The organism is Kordiimonas aquimaris, assembly GCF_025574485.1.
Taxonomy (GTDB): Bacteria; Pseudomonadota; Alphaproteobacteria; order Sphingomonadales; family Kordiimonadaceae; genus Kordiimonas; species Kordiimonas aquimaris.
In genome coordinates, this window is sequence record NZ_JAOBPO010000001.1 from 379928 (window position 1) to 398730 (window position 18803).

The window sequence follows — 18803 nt, forward strand, 5'->3', positions numbered from 1 at the left end:
GCTCATCTTGCTCTTTCTTTAGCAGCTGCTGCCATTAAAGATCGCAAGCTATTGTAGTCTGCCAAGTCTATATGCCGAACAATCTTGTCATCTTTAAATTCAATAATACGTGTAACCTCACTCATGATCGGAGCATACGCTTCTGGGTTTCCATCCCCCAACACATCAACCTTTCCATACATCACAAGATTGAGGACAACTGTATTGTTGCTTTCGTAAGATCGAACAACATAACTGTGCAGGTCCTTAATAGAGCCCGTGTATCCTTCATACACTTTTAGCACGTGTTCGCGGCCTTCATGTTTCGCGCCCCAGGTTGGATCTTCAAAAATAATATCTTCATGTACATAAGCTGATGCCGCTCTAGTATCATTTGCCTCCAGGGCCGCTAAAAAATGTTGTGCTTTTTCGATATTATTTTCTGCAAATGCAGCGGTTGCTGCCCATAGGATTGTAGCTGTCGTTATAATAAACTTTTTCATTTTTATCTCCGTTATGAAAACTATAACGAAAATATACAGCTCAGCTTCTGTCGTCGTTAACACCGAACCAAGTTTACTTAATCAATCAACAATATGTAAGCGGCGAAAGTGGCTAGGGGTAGTCTTTGCGTATCTTTTGAAAGCATTGTTAAAAGACACTTTGTTGTTGAACCCCACGGCAAAAGCGATTTCGAGAACAGTTATATCGGTTTCCCGCAACAGCTTTTTTGCTTCGTTGATACGTCGGCTGTTGATGAAGTCATAAAAACTCTGACCAATTGCAGTGTTTAATACTTCGGAGGCAACATGCGGTGTCACACCGGCCGCTTGTGCTAGCTCTCTCAGCGTCAGTGCTGGCTTCAGATATAGGCGCTGGCAGTCAATTGTTTCGATAATATCACGTGCGATCGCATCAGCACTGTCCGCATCAAGTCCAGACTTGTCATAGGCTGCAGTGACAATAGGCTCAGTCGCTACAAAATATTGTTGCTGCGCACTACGTGTAAGCCAAAAGATATAGACCGTTCCGAGGAAGTTAAAAACAGCCTGAGCATCAAACAGATTGTTATCCCCAAGAGCCATCAATGGAAAAACCATAAGATCAAACGTAACCAGAACCAGCAACCCCCAGCACACCTGCTCAAGCCACAGAAGATCAATTCCTGACAGGGACGAAAAGCTTTGCTTGAGGTTATGCCGGTAACGGCGAACCAGATAAATCAAAACAGGCAAGTAGATCATGACCTGACTAGTTAGAAGATAATAAATGTATGTATGCGGAAAACCGGTAAACATCACAGGAACGATGGCAACTAACGCCGAAGGCAGAAGGTGAAGCCAGAAACGAAGCACGCTTATACCAACAGCCGGCGCAACATATCGAAACAGGCAGGGTACAGCTAGAAAGTTAATAAAAACCAACCCATTGAGGACTTTGTGAAGCTGACCAAGAGAATGAATAACGCCTGATAGCAGCGCGAAAGAGATCACCGCAACAAAGGCGGCAAGCCATCTGGCATTAGACTTTGGGCTCGCCCACAATAATGCAGCTAATGTTCCGCCAACAGAACTGCTAACAAGTGCAAAAATACTGGCTAAAGAAAGCTCGAAGACCACCTGCTTACCCGTTTACAAATAACTTTCAAAAGCTTGCCATAACAACCGCAATGCCAGCAACGTTAGAATAATATTCAGGATATAGCTAAAGTGGGCTTCGCTTTGCTTCATCAAAACTCGCTTGCCAACCAATGTACCCAGAAAACCAGCACCAACCATCAGCGCAAGCAAAGGCACATAGGCTACAAAAGCAAAACCCAAAAAACTGAACATAATAATTTTAAGCGTATGCTGCGTTACCATCACACTTGAAAAAGTGCCAACTTTTGTGAGGCGGTCATATTTAAAAGGCGCCACAAATGCCATCACAAACGGCCCGGTTGCACCCACAAACATACTGCCAAAAGTGGTCAAGGCACCACCAACAACAATTCCTTTTGATGAAACAGCAACACTTCCGGGCTTGGGTCCCCAAACAGAATATAGGATAAAAATACCTAGCATTATTTGTAACAACGCAACAGGCAACGCAATGACAAGCTGCGAAGCAACAGCAACACCAATAAGGCTGCCAAGCACAAACCAGCGCATAAACTTCCAGTCAATATGCTTAAAAAACAGCGCCATGCGGCTCATATTGGAGCCAGCTTGCACAACACCGTGACACGGAATAAGCGCAAGAGGCGGCATAACCTGCGCCATAACCGCCAAAAGCGTAACCCCGCCGCCAATACCTGCTGCAGTGGATAGAAAGGAGCCAAAGAAGCTAACACCAACCAACATCCAAAAGCTAAACACAGACAAAGCTTCAGGAATGAGAGATTCTGGTAACATAATGATTATCCTATGTGACTGACAAAGGTCATACCATGTGCTTTGGCATTTTAGAATAAGCGGCTTACTGTTTATATTAAACCACTTGGTTGAATATAATATTTAAATAAGCTATGGTGGTTTCATATTCAATGATTATCAAAAGAGGTTAGACATGGCGTTCTATCAAAAGCTTCTGTTAGTTATGGCATCACTGTTGTTTTGTCTTTCAGCCAAAGCAGATGAAACCAACCTGCGTACCATTGAAACATCCACACACATCGCGGCAACTCCGGACCGCGTTCTGAAAGCGTTTTATGCCACAGATGACTTGGCCGCGTGGTGGTTGGTCTCTCGCTCACTAACCAGTTCCCAAAAGGGAAACCTTTGGTCCATTGTTTGGGAAAATTACGGACAAGACAAAACACATCATGTCTGGAGCGGTGTGGTGAGCGAAAGCAGCAGCCACCGCCTTGTTATTTCTGATTTAGTTATGATTGAACCAGAACGGCCACTTTTCGGCCCAATGCAGCTGGAAATTATTGCGCTGGCTGATGGTGATGGCACGCGGTTAACCGTTTTACACCACGGATATCAATACGGCGAACACTGGAATTGGTCACACAAAACTGTGGTTGGCGGCTGGGAAAAAGCACTGGCTGAACTGGCTGCATGGTTCGAAGAAGGTGCGCCGCACTGAGCACAACCAGTATCCATAGATTACTCTGCCAGAATTTTATCCATCAGAACGTACGTAATATCGGCATGACCATCACGGTAAGTCGTATAGAAGAGTATTTTTTCGTCATGACTTACAAAAGCACCATACTCGTATTCAGCACTATTAACTTGTGCGCCTAAATTCCTGGGTACTGACCAGTGCACACCATCACGATATGATATATATAGGTCATCACCGCCAAAACCATCCTCTGCATCTGTTCGTGCAAAAATTATATACCTTCCTGCAGGATCAATAAAAGGATCCGGTTCAGAATGCGTGGTATTCAGTAGGTTTAAGCTACTGACGCTCCAGTCAAAACCAGACTTCTCGGCGACATACATATCCGAGTTTCCTTTCCCACCATCACGACGCGAACCAAAGTAGATATTAGTATTGCTGGCGACAGACGCATGAAAATCATTTTTGACAGATTTAAAAACACCCAATAAAGGCTCAGGCTCACCCCAATTATTGTCACCTTTATATATTACTTGCCATAAATTCCAGTCTGACTCGCCCTTTTGCTCACCAGGTACAGCCCGGTCCGAACTGAAAACAACAAAACCGCCATCAGGTGAAAACCTTGCTGCACGGCTTCCTTCATCAGTTACAAAAGGGACTGGTTCAGGGGTTGTCCAATCATTATCGGATCGAAACGTTATGAATATCCGGTGTTCTGAGAAACCATTATTGTGCCGCCCAAAAAGCGCAACGTGACCGTTTGGGTGTATCGAAATCCAGGACTCTCCCGCATCAGTGTTAATTCTTTTGAGCAGGTTTGATAAAACAATATCATTTGTATAGGTAGCGTTGGCTGATTTCGCTGGTTGGCCTGCAACCAGATCGTTACTTAGAAATATTAACAACAGAGTAGAAAGAATTGATACCTGAGTACGCATAATAAACCTCCATCATATTCCTCTATATCATATTTATGTATTATATAATAACATAACCTTTACTAATCATAGCTATTAAAACGGTGAATATTGGGATTGGTCATACAGGGTTGGTGGTGTTAGCTGGAAAAGCGTTCGCTGAACTAGCCGCATGGTTGAGAATGGCACACCCCACATCAGCCTTTCTAATATAACCCAAGAGAGCAAACAGCTAACCACTCATGACAGATAGCCCTTTTCACTCTCTTGCCTCAGGCTTGAGTTATATAACTCTGCTTCAAAAAGCTGATCTGACTAATAAAGGCTTATAGATACCATTCGATAAACTCATCAAAACTCAGCTTTCCGTCCGTATTCGCGTCCCAGCCTTGATAGTATTCATCGCTAATACTCTTCCAATAATACCGTTGATGAGTAAAAGCCCATTTACCAACTGTCATTTCCATACTCAATTCCTCATCAGAAGTTACACCCTTTGAAGTACATGTTTGGGGCACTGGAAATTTTTGAGTATAATCTGTCACAGCATGGTTATGGAGGTCTTGCTTAAGCGCTTTAAGCTTTTGGCGCATCTCCTTAAGGCTAATACCGCCATCACCATTGCCATCCAAAATGACAAACTCTCTTTGAAGCTCATATTGAGTTGGTAATAACTGAAGTTTGCTAAATTCAGCCAAAGACAAATCACCTGATGTATTTGTGTCCATAGCCAAAAATTTAGTTTTAATATGTGCACGGGCAATCTGGGTAAGTGCAGCATCACAACCTTGCAAACGCATACGCATTGCCTGACCAGTTTGTAAGTCCTTAGACCAGCCTTTCCTTAGGTCACCATCTATATGGAACCAGATTTCATTAAAAGAATAGGGTACCGGATACTTTTTCGCAGCATAAACACCGGACACATAAAACAGAAACTCAGCTTCTGATAAGCGTTCATTACTATCTTTATCTAAAACCTTAAAATAAGGAAGGGTCAAAGGGCTATCAAAGCCTTTCACATCTTCATCACTTACTAAAAAGCCTGCAGACGCTATGGCCCCAATTATCATTCCTGAAACAACCATCATGAAACTCCTTTTATTGAATAGGTTTGCTTCAAAATGACCTCGCTCCAGATAAACCGTAATCGCATCACGCAAAACAGCACTCGCTGTTACATTTTCATGCTTACACGTATCCATAAATGCTTGCTTATCATCATACGGAAGTCTGATCTCGATCACGTCAGACTTTTTATTCGATTTATTGTTGGTTTCCATCACAGGTCATTCTTTGCATTAACAAGGGTTTCAGGAATGGCTATTATAGAACCATCTTACAAAGAAAAGCGTGTCGAGATCGAAAGCTATTCTGTCCCGACTGTTGTTCAGTTCTGTCGAGACACACTAGCGCATAAGGGTTTCAGCTATATAAACGCACAATAACCATGTATCAGATCCAGAGATTAACCGGTGCGACGCAGTGATGTTCGTGCGTCAATGCGCCGGTAATTCAGTGCCTCGGCAATATGCGGTGTAGACACCGTTTCACTAACTGCAAGATCTGCAATAGTGCGAGCAACCTTTAGCACTCGGTGATACCCGCGCGCAGAGAGTTGATATGTTTCAGCCGCTTTTTCCATTAGTGCGTGAGCGCTGCCATCAAGCTGCAGCACTTTTTCCAGTAGCTTACCGCTCATTTGGGCATTGATCTTCACCTTCTGCGCATCTCTCTGTTCAACAAAACGCTGTGTTTGCCGCTCACGCGCAGCAGCCACACGCGCCGCAACAACACTGGATGGCTCGCCAATTGCTGGCGCGGACAATTCTGCGGCGGTTAAAGCAGGCACATCAACAAACAGATCGATACGATCATAAAGCGGACCAGATATTTTTGCCTGATAATCAGCACCACATAGAGGCGCACGGCTACAGGCCCGTGCAGCATCTGCCAAATATCCACAACGACACGGGTTCATTGCCGCAAGCAACTGGAACCTGGCTGGATATGTCACATGCGCTTGCGCTCTCGCGATAACAGCAGTGCCTGTCTCCAAAGGCTGGCGCAGCGCCTCTAACGCACTACGAGAAAACTCTGGCATCTCATCAAGGAAAAGCACTCCATTATGCGCCAGTGATACTTCACCAGGGTTAGCATACGCGCCGCCACCAATAAGGGCTGGCTGACTAGCAGAATGGTGTGGTGATCGAAAAGGACGGCCACGGGTAATGGCGCCATTTTCCAACGTACCAGCCACAGAAGCAACCATGCTGACTTCCAAGGCTTCCTCTGGTGTTAAAGGAGGCAATATAGAAGGCATTGCAGACGCCAGCATAGATTTACCCGAACCCGGCGGCCCCATCATTAGCATGGTGTGGCCACCTGCTGCAGCAACCTCAAGCGCACGTTTAGCTGTTTCCTGACCTTTAATATCAGCAAAATCCACATAACCAGAGCCTTGAGCCAACAATGGCTTAGCGGACGGCGCCGATAAAACCTGCACCCCTTTAAGGTGATTCATAAGCGCCAGAAGGCTTGCCGGTGCCAAAACACCGTTACCGCCGGCCCACGAAGCTTCGGAGCCTGTTTCTGCTGGGCAAACAAACCCCATATCACATGCATTGGCGTACATGGCAGCAGGTAAAACGCCTGCGACAGAACGTATGCTGGCATCCAGCCCAAGCTCGCCCATCACGACTACGCCCTCAAGGGCATCAGACGCAATAACACCCATAGCAACCAAAACCGCCACGGCAATGGGAAGGTCGTAATGCGACCCAGCTTTTGGCCGATTTGCAGGTGAAAGGCTAACAGTTATTCGCTTTGGTGGAAGCGACAACCCAATGGCAGACAAGGCTGCGCGCACACGTTCTCGTGCTTCACTAACCGCTTTATCTGGCAGGCCCACAATTGTGAAGGACGGCAAGCCGTTAGACATCATCACCTGCACCTCTACGCGGCAAGCTTCAATTCCTTCAAAGGCGACTGTTTCAATGGTTGCTACCATCGTTCTAATTGCTCCTGCATAGAATCAAACAGCTTCAACCTTAACATAAAAACAGAACATATCAAGAACACGGTACGCGACCTTGATATGCCCTCAAACCCCGTTAGATTATAAAAACAAAGCTATTCAGCAAAATTTTGAGGACAGCATGACCAAAATTGTAATTCACGGCGCTGGTTCTATCGGATGTTTTATCGGCGGCACTTGGGCCAGCACAGGGCTTGATGTCACACTTATTGGCCGGGACTATATTCATGAAACCATTAATAAAAATGGCATGACGCTTACTGACTATAGCGGCTTTAAGGTTAAGCTTTCCAGTAGCGATATTGCTTTTTCAGAAACACCGGCAGCCATGAACGATGCCGACATCATCATTCTTGCCGTTAAGTCCACAGGCACTGAAGCTGCCGCGCATGAGATTGCTGCAAATGCAAAAGCAGATGCCATTGTCGTTAGCCTGCAAAATGGCATCAGCAACGTGGATATATTAAAACGCCTGCTTCCAAACCAAACCGTTTTGGCCGGCATGGTGCCATACAATGTTGCAAATCTCGGTGATGGTCATTGGCACAAAGGCACACAAGGTACTGTTATGGCTGAAATCAACCCTGCGCTGGAATGTATCGCTGATGCCTCAAGTCGCGGGCCAGCCGCTCTTAAACTGAAGAATAATATGCCAGCTATTGCGTGGGGGAAATTACTGATAAACCTCAACAACGCAATCAACGCTTTGTCTGGTGAACCGCTACTCAAAGAACTTTCACAGCGCGATTTCAGGCGGGTGTTTTCGGCCACAATTACGGAAGCACTAGACGTTTTAAAGGCCGCGAATATTACACCTGCTCAAATTGGGCCAATGCCACCCCAAAAACTCGCCAAAATACTTAAAGCACCCAACTTTTTATTTAATCATATCTTCTTACGCATACAGAAGATTGATGAGCGGGCCCGGTCTTCAATGGCAGAGGACTTTGACGCCGGTCGTACAACAGAGATTGATTATCTAAACGGCGAGGTTGTTGCTCTCGCTGATACTCACGGCATTTCTGCGCCGTACAGCAAAGCCATTGTTGATTTGGTGAAAGACGCCGAAACCGGCGGACAAAAAACATGGTCGGCCAAAGGGCTGCGACAGCGTGTGCTTGGACGTTAAGGTGTGCTTGCACCAACCTAGTTTTGTTCCAAAATATCCAACAGCAAATCAAGCTCCGTGCCTTGCAACCGCGCAATACGGAGCGCGAGGCGGTTTGCAACTTGAGTTGCACGTGGATCAAGTCCGGTCGTATCAATGGTTACTTTGGGTTTAGATTGCTGGGCCAGCGCGTGCAATTCTTCCGCTTCATCCCAAATCAAACCAAAATACTGTATAATCTTCTGTATCATCGCCCATGAAGGCATGCCGCGCCGACCGTGTTCAAGAGCAGAAAGATATGCCGCAGACACATCCAGTGCTGTCGCCATCTGCGCTTGATTAACACCTTTGTTGGTGCGGAGCGCGCGGACCTTTTCGCCAAACGGCGTCATGAACCAGCCCCTCCTCGATGAACGTTGGGCATTTTACGCCGCAATATCACATAAAGCGCACCATCACCGCCGTGCTCCTGTGCCGCTGGTCCAAACGAATGAATAAAGGGTTTTAAAGACGCCTCTGACAACCACATTGGTACCATACGGCGCAGCACACCTGTGTGTTGTTCGAAACTATCGCGTGTGCGGTAAGCAACCGGTGTGTCAGCTGCAGTTTGAACAAATCGTTTACCGCCTTTGCCTGTAACAACAAGCAATGTTTTATCGCCGCGGCGAACGCAACCTTCTATCACACGCTGTAAAACACGAAAGGCATGATCCTGTGTCATGCCGTGCAAATCCACCGACCTGTCAAACTCCTGCCTGCCTGTCGTTATTTTACGCCGTGTTTTGCGGTCAACCTTTGGCGTAGGGGTCGGCGTATCACCAACAAACCAATCCAGTGGTAATGGGCGCTCGGTAAAAGTAACTTTGCCTGGTGTTTTAGGTAACGGTTTGGGGGCAGGTCTATCACCAAGAGGCGTTACGCTTTTTGTTACCGCCTCCCAAACAGCACGGTCCCGATCACCTAAGCCCTTTTTATTACTCACCGGTTTTGCCTCAGCGCCTTTGCCGCAAGCATTTTGGGTAATATAAGCCAGTAGCGCCCGCGGTTTGCCATACGGCCCGCAATTTCTTCAGCATCGTCGCCAAAGCCCCAAAAAACATCGCCGCGAATTTCACCCTGAATAGCGCCGCCTGTGTCCTGCGCCACCATGAGGCGGTTAAGGGGTAAATCAGGCGAATCAGATGCGGTGGGGTTTGGATAAGACGCCGACAACCAAATCGGTGCATGTAATGGCAAATGCTTGCGATCAACAGCAAGCGAGTGCCCGGGTGTCAGTGACACATTCGCCGAACCGAAAGGACCATCACCGCCGTTAAGTTCACGGAAAAACACAAACGACGGATCCGTGTTTAATACATGTTCGATCTGATCAGGGTTTGCTTCAAGCCACGCACGAATAGACTGACCCGAAATATTGGCACGCTCAATGGCACCTGTTTCGATAAGGTAGCGGCCAATTAAACGATTCGCATGGCCATTTTGTGCTGCATAACCAATGCCAAGCAAACTGCCGTCTGGCATTTGAACACGCCCTGACCCCTGTACATGTAAAAAGTAAGCGTCTACGGCGCTATCAACCCACAAAACCTCAAGATCGCGATCATCCAGCGCACCATCGTTTATTGCGGCCCTATCAGGGTAAGGCATCAAGCGTCCGTTACGCACTGAGCCTGCTATTCTACGACCACGCAAGTCACTTCGAAACGCGCCAAGATCAACCATCACAAGTTCTGGCGGGCGCATGTAAAGCGGCACATTATAGCGCGCACTGCGTTCGCGGCTTCCTTGCAGCAACGCTTCATAATAACCAGTGAAAAGGCCTTCGCTTTCACCGTCTAACGAGACAGCAAGCGGTTCAAAATGGTCCAGCAACGCCTGCTGCAGCGCATTACGTGAACCGGCACCTACCAGCGCATTACAGCCCTCTGTCCAGTCGTGCCCGACGCCGCCAATCGCAGCACCCGGCAACCGTCGGTTTGATGGGAGGTTTGCCATTTTTTCACAGGATTTCAGGAGCGCGGGCTTCGCAGCCATAATGTCCGCTGTATGCCACCCGGGCAAGTCGGCAAAATTGATTTCTTCGTAGCGTAAGCCCGGCTGAGGGCCGGCAAGCAAAAGAATGGCAACAACAACCGGCACAATCAGCAGCGCCAACAACACCGCACCCATTGTAAGGCTGCGCTTCATTATTTTATCCAGCAAGTGTCGCGACAAGGGTCCATGCAGGATCACGCGATGATGTGTTACGGGCAAAGGTCCATTTGTCGTTCAGCTCTGTGGCATCAGACACATCCCCTTCAACCACAGCACCATCAGCGTCTACTGTTACAGCGATCACTTCTGCAGCGTAATGAACTGTAATTTCAGCGTTCTTACCAGTTAGATGCGCATCAACGATATCAGTTTTGGTGATATCCAGTAGTTTATTCTTCAACGTCAGCCCATCTGCTTCGCGCTGCTCAATAGCCGACGTAAACTGACCGTAAACTGTATCATCAAGGAAATTTTTAAGGGTATCTTTATCGCCTTGCCAGAACGCCTCAAGGATCATGCCGTATGCATTTTGAGCACCGTTCAAAAACTCTGACACATCAAAGTTTCTGTCTGCGCGGCGAATATCGGCCAAGCCATTTCTGACAGCAGGGTTTTCAATCAAATCAACAACACCGCTCGACTGGTCCACTTCTACAGCTTCACCGTCAATCGTTTGACCTGTTGTCCTTGCAAAACCGTTACGCCCGGCTGCAGGCGGCAAAGGTTCGTCGCCAGTTTTTTTGCCGAGTTCAGAGCGCAACCTCAAGGCAATAAACGCAGCTACCATAGCTATCAGGATAATCTCTAACATGTCGTTATTCGCTCGCTTATTTCACGTTTGTTTATACGCCTTCTCAAAGCTGCCTGAACATCATTTTCAAACACTTATTCAACGAAGTCATAAGGTCATGAACATAAACGCACTTAACTATTTTAACATGACACCATTGAAGAAAGGCTTATTCATGCTTTTATAGATAAGAGGTTTAACCGCAAAGAACAAGCAATGAAGCCTCGTAAAAATATACATTGTGTCGCTGAGAGACATTTCTGATATACGGAAACACACCCGAAAAGACCTGAAGGATTAAAATGGGCTGGCTGATCTTACTTATATTTGTGGGTATACCGCTCATGGAATTGTCTGTGCTCATTGAGATAGGTGACGGAATAGGGGCTTTGCCAACCATTGCCCTCTGCCTGTTAACGGCAGGTATCGGCTTATCACTGATACGTATGCAAGGCCTAAAAGTGATCTCGGACATGCAACAAGCCAGTAGCTCGGGCACACCGTTGGTTGAACATCTTGTCCATGGTTTCTTTTTACTTGTTGCTGGTATGCTCTTATTTTTCCCTGGCTTTGTAACCGACACACTCGGCGCACTTTTGCTGATCCCACCGATCCGCTTAATGCTCGGAAAAGCAGGCTTGGCCCATGCAGCAGCAAAAGGCACAACCGGCTTTTATAGAAGCTCACATCAAGAGGCAGAAACAAAATCAACAATCATTGTTGATGGTGAATTCTGGGAAGCAGAACCGCAAACCTCAAAAGTGATTGATCAATCACCAAAAGACCCTGAACCAGCAAATTCGAATACGAGATCAAACAAAACTGAAGATTAAACACCCACACCGCGAGTTACTGCCGTTTTGATGGTTGTTTGATCACCAAAACCATGCTAGCCCTCGCACCAAATTTGTTGCGATGTACTTAACCCTTATGTGCAGCAGCATCACAATAGACTTAAAGAGTAGAAAAATGGCTGAAAACGATACAAACAATCAAATACCTGTAGGCGGCGCGCCAGCAGGCGGCGAAGCACCTCAAGCAGGTGTTCTTGCTCAGTACATCAAAGACCTTTCATTTGAAAACCCTAACGCACCAGGAAGCCTGCAAAACGGCGGTGGTGCTCAGCCGGCAATCGACGTAAGCGTTAATGTTGGTGTGCGCAAAATGAATGATGAGATGTACGAAGTTGATCTCAAAATTTCAGCCAAAGCCGAAAACACCGGCGAAAATGGTGAAAAACAAGTCGCATTTGTTGTTGAGCTTGCATACGGCACATTGTTTGGTGTGCGCAATGTTGCAGAAGAGGCGCTACGCCCATTTTTGCTGATACAAGCGCCCATGCTTATGTTCCCGTTTGCACGTCGCATTATTGCTGATGCAACACGTGACGGTGGTTTCCCGCCGTTGTTACTGGAGCCAATCAACTTTGAAGCGTTATACCGTCAGCAACAAGCACAAGAAGGCGGCGCAGCTGCTCAAGAACAGCCACAGGAAGAAGGTGCGCCTGCGCCGATTAACCTGAACTAAGATAAACTACGTACTGATACAGAAAAGGCTGGCCCATTTATTGGTGCCAGCCTTTCTTTTTTTGCTGTCGTGATCTGGGTTTTTTATGCGCGCGTTAGCGACGTATTATGGAGTTCGCGTTGATTGTTTTCTCGCTCAACTGTTTGGCGTGCCAGATAGATTGTTGCACCAGCAGCGATATCAACAAGCGCATGCAACACAATTGCGGGCCATAGTGAGCCTGCCCAAAGATAGACAACTGTAAAAACGAGGCCAGCCAAGAACACGCGCGCGATAAGCGATGCACTTTCCTGGTACAAATGTGCGGCGGTAAAAGATAATAGCGCAACAAACGCTGCCGCCCATAGAGGCATCCAGTGTTCAAATATCCATATCAGGAACCCACGAAACATCACCTCTTCCGTTATACCCGCGCTTATGGAAAGCAAAAAAAACAACATCAATTCCCGCTTGTTCTGAGGCAGTATTCGGCTAGTAGACTCATGGTCCGAAAGTTGTTCGACGGTTTTTTGAGCAAAGGATGGTTTGGCGTGTGCCGCCCATACCTGTACACCAAGCAGTATGCCAATGACCGCCACAGCGCCCCATGCGCTAACGGTTGCTACGCCGCCGCCTTCAATCATACCAAGCAAGTCGAAGTCCCGCCCGGCTAAGAACCAATATCCCAGCAAGATCAGTGCAGGAATCCATAGGAACGCCAGCGTCTGCCCGTATGAGCTTATCCTGTCAAACGGGATACCCTGTTCCCGCTCACGTTTGTCCCGAAGGTGAAATAGGTATGAAATCACCGGCATAGCCAGTGCAATCATCACTGTAAGCCCTATTTCATACCTTGTTAAATTCTCTATATCCACCGCTATTCTCCTCATAAAACACTTGCAAATCCAGATCGTTATGTTTATTTTGTAAATGTAATTTACTTTTACATATAGGAAAATATGTCGATGAGTCAAGCAGCAAAGCCAGCCCATCAGTTCAGGTCTCGCAAGACGAGAGATAAACTATTGAACGCGCTTGAGAATCTTTTGCATAAACATGATTTTGGCGATATCGGCGTATCAGACATCGCAAAAGAAGCGGGCGTGTCTCCAGCGTCTATCTATCGCCGCTTTGATAGCAAAGACGGCTTCATCCCTGTTCTTTTTGAACTGTATTTGGCACGCCTGAGCGATGTTACTCAATCTGATGGGGCACAGCTCGACATTGAAGGGCTGGACTTGCGCACGGTTTTGGTTGCGCTGGCAAAAGTCGGGATTACACAAATCAAAAGTCAGGCGCACATATTACGCGCAATTATGCTGCACGGCCTAAGGCGCGCAGGGCTTATCGAAGAATATACCGAACAGTATGTGGAAATGACGCTGCATTCGATGCAGGGTATCCTTGCTCATTTTCAGGCAGATATTCACCGAAAAGACATCGACACAGCCGCTCGTATGCTTGCTTATTACTTCAATAATATCCTGATAACGCGCATTATCTATGCTGGCTACACGCCAGACTTTGGTCTCGTTCTTTCAGATGATGAATTCGCAGAAGAAATCGCTGATTTTGCTTATGGTTACTTAACCTGCGGGCAAAGCAATAAAGCAGATTAGTTAAAACGGTCTCAGGTCGTTATTTTTGCAAGCCAAGTACGCCACATATCGTCCTGCACAATCAAATCTGTGGCTGCCTGATACCCTGCGGCTCGTGGGTATTTGCCATCATCTCTTTCCCCGGCTTCCTTTTGCCATACTGCATTATCAGCAACAGCCTCATATATATTGACATAGAAAACCTTGTTCGCGCGGGCAATTGTTGTCATTTGTCGTGCCGTATTTGCTATGCAGGGTGCAGCCTGTTCTCGGCCAACAACAGGGAAAGGGCTGACAAAAACTGTTGGTGCATGTGCACGTGCAGCCATCATTAGTGCCTTGGTGTTTTTCAAGCGCTCCAGTTGTCCAACCTGTGGTCGTTTATGAGCGCCGAACAAGCAATCTTCCGCACCGAAAGAGAAGACCAAACCAGAAAATGAGTGATGCTGTGCTTCACTGTTCCAGCGTTTTAGCACGTCAGCACTTGTTGCGCCCTCTGCACCGAAATTGGCGAAAGAAAACTGCGTCGCCTCAGCCAGTTGGCCAACCCATCCAGCGCCTTCAGGATCGCCCTCACCTGCAACAAACCCATCACCAAAGAAACCAATGGTCATATATGCCTCTTCAGCGCGCAGCTTTGGCGAGGCGAAGCAGGGCCCGTGCGCAAATAACATCAACAGGATTACCTGTTGTTTTACAATCCAGCTCTGCGCCAATAAGAATATCCAGCGCTTGCTCAAGCTTTTTTGATGACCACGCACTAACCTCGCGGGCAAATTTATCTTTTTCAGCGTAAAAAACAGGTGGGCGCAATTTACCGCACGCTTCCGTTGGACTCATGCCTTTATCAACATGCGCGCGCGCCGTGTGTAAACGCATCAGGCGGCCTTGCAATGTACGCAGTATAGCTATCGCACTTTCGCTAGACGACCATGCACGCTCCAGGAACTTCTCCAAGTCTTTCAGGTTGCCCGCTGTTACTGCTTCTGCAATCTGATTAAGCCCAAGCGCTGCCGTATCCCCCACGCATGCCTTAGCATCATTGAGGGTCACTTGCTTGTGGTCAGCGCCTTTATAGAGCACTAATTTTTCAAGCTCACCGCGCGACACCATCCTGTCGCCACCAAGATTATCAACCAGATAAGCAACCGCATCCTGTGTGGCGGTCAAACCTGCAGAAGACAACGTTGACTGTACCAAGCCAAACAAATCTTGCGCGCTGTCTTCATAACAAACAATCGCCTGTGCATTCTTTGCTGCCTCAACAGCTTTTCTAAGGCTCGATGTTGGCTTGAGGTCTCCGCCTGTTATAACAAGCAAACCATCGCCCTGGTCGCTAGCCAGCACCAGCTTGACAGCTTCCGTCGACTCGTTACCGGCCCCTTCAAGCCGCACCAGACGCCGACCACCCATCATGGATATGGCAGCAACTTCATCAAGCAGAATTGACGGGCTGGCCTTTACTGCCTCTGGGCCAAGGCGGACTACTTGAAAAGGGTCATTCAGGTCCGGCGCAATTTGCTTACCGATTATTTCAGCGCGCTCGCGCACCAAGCCTTCATCACGACCAAAAACCAATACAGCACGCGTGCCCGCAGGAACGGCTTTAAGTAATGCGGGTATATCGCGTGGTTTGGCTTTCAAATGATCTGGTCCTGTTTTAACACTTAGTTGCTCAGGCCAGCCGCTTTGTCAGCGGCATTGGCAAAGTGCAATGCCAATCGGCGATGAATACGCTCAGCCAGTTCTAGTGCTAGTCGGCGTGCAGCATCTTCGCGCTGTGTAACTGTCGCGAAATCCGAGAGCACCAAATCAAAGGATGTGCGTGCGCGGAAACTGTCCTCTAGAACAGGTTCTCCCGTTTCTTCGCTGATCATTGTAATTCCAGCCACCAGTGTAATCTGTTCCTGCGTGGTGGCGGTATCAGGTCGAACACCAAAGTTTTCGCTGGTTTGGTTGAGCTTAACATCCAGACGGTAAGCAGGGTTTCCTGCGGCGTTCAAACGGGAAACAAGCCGGTTGCGCATCACCTGCCCCAGACGATCAGGTATAGGGCCAACATCAACGCTTGCAAGCTGTTCCTGCATCAGTGCCGAAGACCCACCAGCCTCGTAAAGCGGCTGAAAACCACAAGCCGATAAGGCAAAGGCTATTATAAAGATTAAATATCTCATCAATTCGCCACGATATTAACGATCCGACCAGGCACAACAATAACCTTTCGGATTGTTGCACCATCGGTAAATTTTGTCACGTTAGGGCGCGCAAGCGCAAACGCTTCAACATCTTCTTTTGCCATATCCTTAGCTATTTCAATAGTGTCACGCACTTTGCCGTTAACCTGAACCGCCATTTTTACCGTGTTATCAATTGTCAGCTCTTCAAGTGCTTTTGGCCAAGGCGTATTGGCAACCAATGTCTTATACCCCAAACGCCTCCAAAGCTCTTCCGATAAATGCGGCATCATTGGACCAACAAGCAACACCATTGTTTCAACAGCTTCCCGCATCGCTTCTGCTGCGCCGTCACCTTCAAGTTTTGCAGTAATGGCATTTGCAAACTCATAGAGGCGTGCAACTGATTTATTGAAATGCAGGTTTTCAATATCTGCGGTTACGCCCATGATAGTTTTATGCGTGGCTTTGCGAAGCGCCTGCGCGGTCTCAGACATGCCATCCGGCATGATTGCACCGTTGGCCGCAAGCGGTGTTGTTGGCTCTTCAACCATTCGGTAGATACGCTGTACAAAACGCCACGCACCCTCAATGCCCGCCTCTGTCCATAGCAAATCACGCTCAGGCGGGCTATCGGACAAGACAAACCAGCGAGCCGTATCTGAGCCATACTGATCAATGATATCGTCAGGATCCACGACATTGCGCTTGGACTTGGACATCTTCTCGATCCGGCCTTCGGTCACGGCGTGTCCATTATCGGACCGGAAAAGCGTACCATCATCACGGCGACGCACCTGCTCAGGGAACACCCATTCGCCTTCACTGTCTTTGTAGGTAACATGATTAACCATGCCCTGCGTAAACAGACCTTCAAATGGCTCTTCAATGTTGGTGCGCCCAACCTTTTTCAATGCACGCGTAAAGAACCGCGCATACAGCAGGTGCAAAATAGCGTGCTCTACACCACCAATATACTGGTTAACAGGCATCCACGAATCTGTCGTATCTTTATCAAACGGCGCATCAGAATCTGGCGTACAAAACCGCAAGAAATACCAACTGCTATCGACAAATGTGTCCATTGTGTCAGTTTCGCGCAGAGCAGGTTTGCTGCAAGACGGACATGTCGTGTGTTTCCATGTGGGATGATGTTCAAGCGGGTTACCTGGTTTATCAAACGACACATCATCCGGCAGCTTCACTGGCAGGTCTTCGCTTTTTACCGGCACAACGCCGCAATTATCGCAGTGCACAAACGGAATTGGCGTACCCCAATAGCGTTGACGGGAAACGCCCCAGTCGCGCAAGCGGTAATTTACCGTGCGCTCGCCCCAGCCCTCGGCTTCGGCACGGTCAATCACGGCAGCTTTGGCCGCAACATAGTCCATACCATCAAGAAAGCGGGAGTTAAACATTATGCCCGGGCCCGTATAGGCTTCATTTTCTATTGTATATGCAGCAGGGTCTTCGCCCTCAGGCAGCACAATAGGGAGCACCGGCAAATCATACTTACGCGCAAAATCAAGATCGCGTTGATCGCCCGCAGGGCAAGCAAAAATTGCACCTGTACCGTATTCCATCAACACAAAGTTTGCGATGTAGACAGGCAATTTCCAGCTTTTATCAAAAGGGTGCGCAACAGTAATTCCTGTGTCAAAACCTTTCTTTTCGGCCTTTTCGATAGCCTCCTCTGTGGTGCCACCTGCTCGACATTCCTCAACGAAAGCTGCTATATCGGCATTGTCTTTCGCAAGCGAAGCTGCAATCGGGTGGTCAGCAGAAATAGCGCAAAAACTAGCACCAAAAATAGTATCGGGCCGCGTTGTATACACAGGTATCTTGGCAGGAATGTCACCAGATGGGTTTGTCACTTCAAAGTCGAAGCGCAATCCTTCAGAACGTCCAATCCAGTTTTCCTGCATCAAGCGTACTTTTTCAGGCCAGCGATCAAGGCCATTTAGTCCTTCAAGTAGCTCATCGGCAAAATCTGTAATTTTCAGAAACCACTGCGAAAGCTTGCGGCGCTCAACTTCAGCGCCAGAGCGCCAGCCTTTGCCGTCAATAACCTGCTCGTTTGCAAGCACCGTATTGTCAACAGGGTCCCAGTTAACCCAGCTTTCTTTGCGGTACACGAGATCGTTTTTGAAAAAGTCGATAAAAATCTGCTGTTCTTTACCGTAATAATCCGCATCACATGTTGCAAACTCACGGTCCCAGTCAACAGAAAGGCCAACATGTTTTAGCTGGTTACGCATATTGGCAATATTGTCATAGGTCCAATCTGCAGGGTGTACCTTCCGCTCCATTGCCGCATTTTCTGCAGGCATGCCAAAAGCATCCCACCCCATAGGGTGCAATACTTCATAGCCTTGTGCCTTACGGTACCGGGCCACCACATCACCCATGGTATAATTGCGCACATGCCCAACATGAATACGCCCGGACGGATAAGGAAACATTTCCAGAACATAATATTTAGGTTTTTCGGATGCGCTATCTGTCTTGAAGGTTTTGCCTTCTGCCCAGATTTTCTGCCATTTCGCTTCCGTTGCCTTGGCGTTGTAACGTGACATTACAGTTTCTCACACTCTTATCCA

At 47.7% G+C, this 18803-nt stretch carries 20 protein-coding genes; 5 read left to right on the forward strand and 15 right to left on the reverse strand.

Going from position 1 to position 18803, the window contains the following annotated elements:
• Positions 1-2 precede the first annotated feature (2 nt).
• The 3 genes from OEU88_RS01820 to OEU88_RS01830 form a co-directional block, all read right to left on the reverse strand.
• Positions 3-482 (reverse strand): nuclear transport factor 2 family protein, encoded by a 480-nt coding sequence (locus OEU88_RS01820; RefSeq protein ID WP_262693391.1) that lies wholly within the window; start codon positions 480-482, stop codon positions 3-5.
• Positions 483-563: 81 nt separating this feature from the next.
• Entirely contained in the window at positions 564-1598 is a 1035-nt protein-coding gene (locus OEU88_RS01825) for a helix-turn-helix domain-containing protein (RefSeq protein ID WP_262693392.1), read from the reverse strand.
• A 12-nt stretch (positions 1599-1610) separates the two neighbouring features.
• Complete coding sequence (locus OEU88_RS01830; protein WP_262693393.1) at positions 1611-2372, reverse strand: sulfite exporter TauE/SafE family protein; 762 nt, start codon at positions 2370-2372, stop codon at positions 1611-1613.
• A gap of 154 nt (positions 2373-2526) precedes the next feature.
• Between OEU88_RS01830 and OEU88_RS01835 the strand changes: the two genes are divergently transcribed.
• Entirely contained in the window at positions 2527-3051 is a 525-nt protein-coding gene (locus OEU88_RS01835; protein ID WP_262693394.1) for an SRPBCC family protein, read from the forward strand.
• 20 nt (positions 3052-3071) lie between these two features.
• On the opposite strand, the gene OEU88_RS01840 is transcribed toward OEU88_RS01835, so the two are convergent.
• The 3 genes from OEU88_RS01840 to OEU88_RS01850 all read right to left on the reverse strand — a co-directional run bounded on the left by OEU88_RS01840 (position 3072) and on the right by OEU88_RS01850 (position 6963).
• The gene (locus OEU88_RS01840) at positions 3072-3974 is read right to left on the reverse strand and encodes a TolB family protein (protein ID WP_262693395.1); all 903 of its coding nucleotides are present in this window, start codon (positions 3972-3974) and stop codon (positions 3072-3074) included.
• 305 nt (positions 3975-4279) lie between these two features.
• Complete coding sequence (locus OEU88_RS01845) at positions 4280-5236, reverse strand: EF-hand domain-containing protein (RefSeq protein ID WP_394805220.1); 957 nt, start codon at positions 5234-5236, stop codon at positions 4280-4282.
• A gap of 185 nt (positions 5237-5421) precedes the next feature.
• Complete coding sequence (locus OEU88_RS01850; protein ID WP_262693397.1) at positions 5422-6963, reverse strand: YifB family Mg chelatase-like AAA ATPase; 1542 nt, start codon at positions 6961-6963, stop codon at positions 5422-5424.
• Between the two features lie 148 nt (positions 6964-7111).
• Between OEU88_RS01850 and OEU88_RS01855 the strand changes: the two genes are divergently transcribed.
• Positions 7112-8119, forward strand: a complete 1008-nt coding sequence (locus tag OEU88_RS01855) for a 2-dehydropantoate 2-reductase (RefSeq protein WP_262693398.1) — start codon at positions 7112-7114, stop codon at positions 8117-8119.
• A gap of 17 nt (positions 8120-8136) precedes the next feature.
• On the opposite strand, the gene OEU88_RS01860 is transcribed toward OEU88_RS01855, so the two are convergent.
• The 4 genes from OEU88_RS01860 to OEU88_RS01875 are packed head-to-tail and all read right to left on the reverse strand — an operon-like array spanning position 8137 to position 10946.
• Positions 8137-8490 carry a helix-turn-helix domain-containing protein gene (locus tag OEU88_RS01860; protein WP_262693399.1) on the reverse strand — a complete coding sequence of 118 codons (354 nt, stop codon included), beginning with the start codon at positions 8488-8490 and terminating at the stop codon, positions 8137-8139.
• Complete coding sequence (locus OEU88_RS01865; protein ID WP_262693400.1) at positions 8487-9083, reverse strand: Smr/MutS family protein; 597 nt, start codon at positions 9081-9083, stop codon at positions 8487-8489. Before OEU88_RS01865 ends, OEU88_RS01860 begins: the two co-directional genes overlap by 4 nt.
• The gene (mltA, locus tag OEU88_RS01870) at positions 9080-10288 is read right to left on the reverse strand and encodes a murein transglycosylase A (protein WP_262693401.1); all 1209 of its coding nucleotides are present in this window, start codon (positions 10286-10288) and stop codon (positions 9080-9082) included. Before mltA ends, OEU88_RS01865 begins: the two co-directional genes overlap by 4 nt.
• Positions 10289-10292: 4 nt before the next feature.
• Positions 10293-10946, reverse strand: a complete 654-nt coding sequence (locus OEU88_RS01875) for a Tim44/TimA family putative adaptor protein (RefSeq protein ID WP_262693402.1) — start codon at positions 10944-10946, stop codon at positions 10293-10295.
• A gap of 323 nt (positions 10947-11269) precedes the next feature.
• Here OEU88_RS01875 and OEU88_RS01880 point away from each other — a divergent pair, with 323 nt between their 5' ends.
• Both OEU88_RS01880 and secB read left to right on the forward strand, forming a co-directional pair.
• Complete coding sequence (locus OEU88_RS01880) at positions 11270-11758, forward strand: FxsA family protein (protein WP_394805203.1); 489 nt, start codon at positions 11270-11272, stop codon at positions 11756-11758.
• A 136-nt stretch (positions 11759-11894) separates the two neighbouring features.
• Positions 11895-12452 carry a protein-export chaperone SecB gene (gene secB, locus OEU88_RS01885; RefSeq protein WP_262693404.1) on the forward strand — a complete coding sequence of 186 codons (558 nt, stop codon included), beginning with the start codon at positions 11895-11897 and terminating at the stop codon, positions 12450-12452.
• 83 nt (positions 12453-12535) lie between these two features.
• On the opposite strand, the gene OEU88_RS01890 is transcribed toward secB, so the two are convergent.
• Entirely contained in the window at positions 12536-13306 is a 771-nt protein-coding gene (locus OEU88_RS01890) for a CPBP family intramembrane glutamic endopeptidase (protein ID WP_262693405.1), read from the reverse strand.
• Between the two features lie 90 nt (positions 13307-13396).
• On the opposite strand from OEU88_RS01890, the gene OEU88_RS01895 reads away from it, so the two are divergent.
• The gene (locus OEU88_RS01895; RefSeq protein WP_262693406.1) at positions 13397-14050 is read left to right on the forward strand and encodes a TetR/AcrR family transcriptional regulator; all 654 of its coding nucleotides are present in this window, start codon (positions 13397-13399) and stop codon (positions 14048-14050) included.
• Between the two features lie 11 nt (positions 14051-14061).
• On the opposite strand, the gene OEU88_RS01900 is transcribed toward OEU88_RS01895, so the two are convergent.
• Genes OEU88_RS01900 through leuS form a run of 4 tightly spaced genes read right to left on the reverse strand, consistent with a single transcriptional unit; the run spans position 14062 to position 18779 of the window.
• Positions 14062-14643 (reverse strand): GDSL-type esterase/lipase family protein, encoded by a 582-nt coding sequence (locus OEU88_RS01900; protein ID WP_262693407.1) that lies wholly within the window; start codon positions 14641-14643, stop codon positions 14062-14064.
• Between the two features lie 10 nt (positions 14644-14653).
• Positions 14654-15673: a DNA polymerase III subunit delta gene (gene holA / locus OEU88_RS01905; protein WP_262693408.1), complete on the reverse strand. Its 1020-nt coding sequence runs from the start codon at positions 15671-15673 to the stop codon at positions 14654-14656.
• Positions 15674-15696: 23 nt separating this feature from the next.
• Positions 15697-16203 (reverse strand): LPS assembly lipoprotein LptE, encoded by a 507-nt coding sequence (lptE, locus tag OEU88_RS01910; protein WP_262693409.1) that lies wholly within the window; start codon positions 16201-16203, stop codon positions 15697-15699.
• Complete coding sequence (gene leuS, locus OEU88_RS01915; RefSeq protein ID WP_262693410.1) at positions 16203-18779, reverse strand: leucine--tRNA ligase; 2577 nt, start codon at positions 18777-18779, stop codon at positions 16203-16205. The genes lptE and leuS overlap by 1 nt, the downstream gene beginning before the upstream one ends.
• Positions 18780-18803: the final 24 nt, after the last annotated feature.

What these genes read in the sequence shown, in the direction of transcription:
- OEU88_RS01820 (WP_262693391.1), bottom strand. Translation starts at nt 482, where the DNA reads ATGAAAAAGTTTATTATAACGACAGCTACAATCCTATGGGCAGCAACC.
- OEU88_RS01830 (WP_262693393.1), bottom strand. Translation starts at nt 2,372, where the DNA reads ATGTTACCAGAATCTCTCATTCCTGAAGCTTTGTCTGTGTTTAGCTTT.
- OEU88_RS01835 (WP_262693394.1), top strand. Translation starts at nt 2,527, where the DNA reads ATGGCGTTCTATCAAAAGCTTCTGTTAGTTATGGCATCACTGTTGTTT.
- OEU88_RS01840 (WP_262693395.1), bottom strand. Translation starts at nt 3,974, where the DNA reads ATGCGTACTCAGGTATCAATTCTTTCTACTCTGTTGTTAATATTTCTA.
- OEU88_RS01845 (WP_394805220.1), bottom strand. Translation starts at nt 5,236, where the DNA reads ATGGAAACCAACAATAAATCGAATAAAAAGTCTGACGTGATCGAGATC.
- OEU88_RS01850 (WP_262693397.1), bottom strand. Translation starts at nt 6,963, where the DNA reads ATGGTAGCAACCATTGAAACAGTCGCCTTTGAAGGAATTGAAGCTTGC.
- OEU88_RS01855 (WP_262693398.1), top strand. Translation starts at nt 7,112, where the DNA reads ATGACCAAAATTGTAATTCACGGCGCTGGTTCTATCGGATGTTTTATC.
- OEU88_RS01860 (WP_262693399.1), bottom strand. Translation starts at nt 8,490, where the DNA reads ATGACGCCGTTTGGCGAAAAGGTCCGCGCGCTCCGCACCAACAAAGGT.
- mltA (WP_262693401.1), bottom strand. Translation starts at nt 10,288, where the DNA reads ATGAAGCGCAGCCTTACAATGGGTGCGGTGTTGTTGGCGCTGCTGATT.
- OEU88_RS01875 (WP_262693402.1), bottom strand. Translation starts at nt 10,946, where the DNA reads ATGTTAGAGATTATCCTGATAGCTATGGTAGCTGCGTTTATTGCCTTG.
- OEU88_RS01880 (WP_394805203.1), top strand. Translation starts at nt 11,270, where the DNA reads ATGGAATTGTCTGTGCTCATTGAGATAGGTGACGGAATAGGGGCTTTG.
- secB (WP_262693404.1), top strand. Translation starts at nt 11,895, where the DNA reads ATGGCTGAAAACGATACAAACAATCAAATACCTGTAGGCGGCGCGCCA.
- OEU88_RS01895 (WP_262693406.1), top strand. Translation starts at nt 13,397, where the DNA reads ATGAGTCAAGCAGCAAAGCCAGCCCATCAGTTCAGGTCTCGCAAGACG.
- OEU88_RS01900 (WP_262693407.1), bottom strand. Translation starts at nt 14,643, where the DNA reads ATGACCATTGGTTTCTTTGGTGATGGGTTTGTTGCAGGTGAGGGCGAT.
- lptE (WP_262693409.1), bottom strand. Translation starts at nt 16,203, where the DNA reads ATGAGATATTTAATCTTTATAATAGCCTTTGCCTTATCGGCTTGTGGT.
- leuS (WP_262693410.1), bottom strand. Translation starts at nt 18,779, where the DNA reads ATGTCACGTTACAACGCCAAGGCAACGGAAGCGAAATGGCAGAAAATC.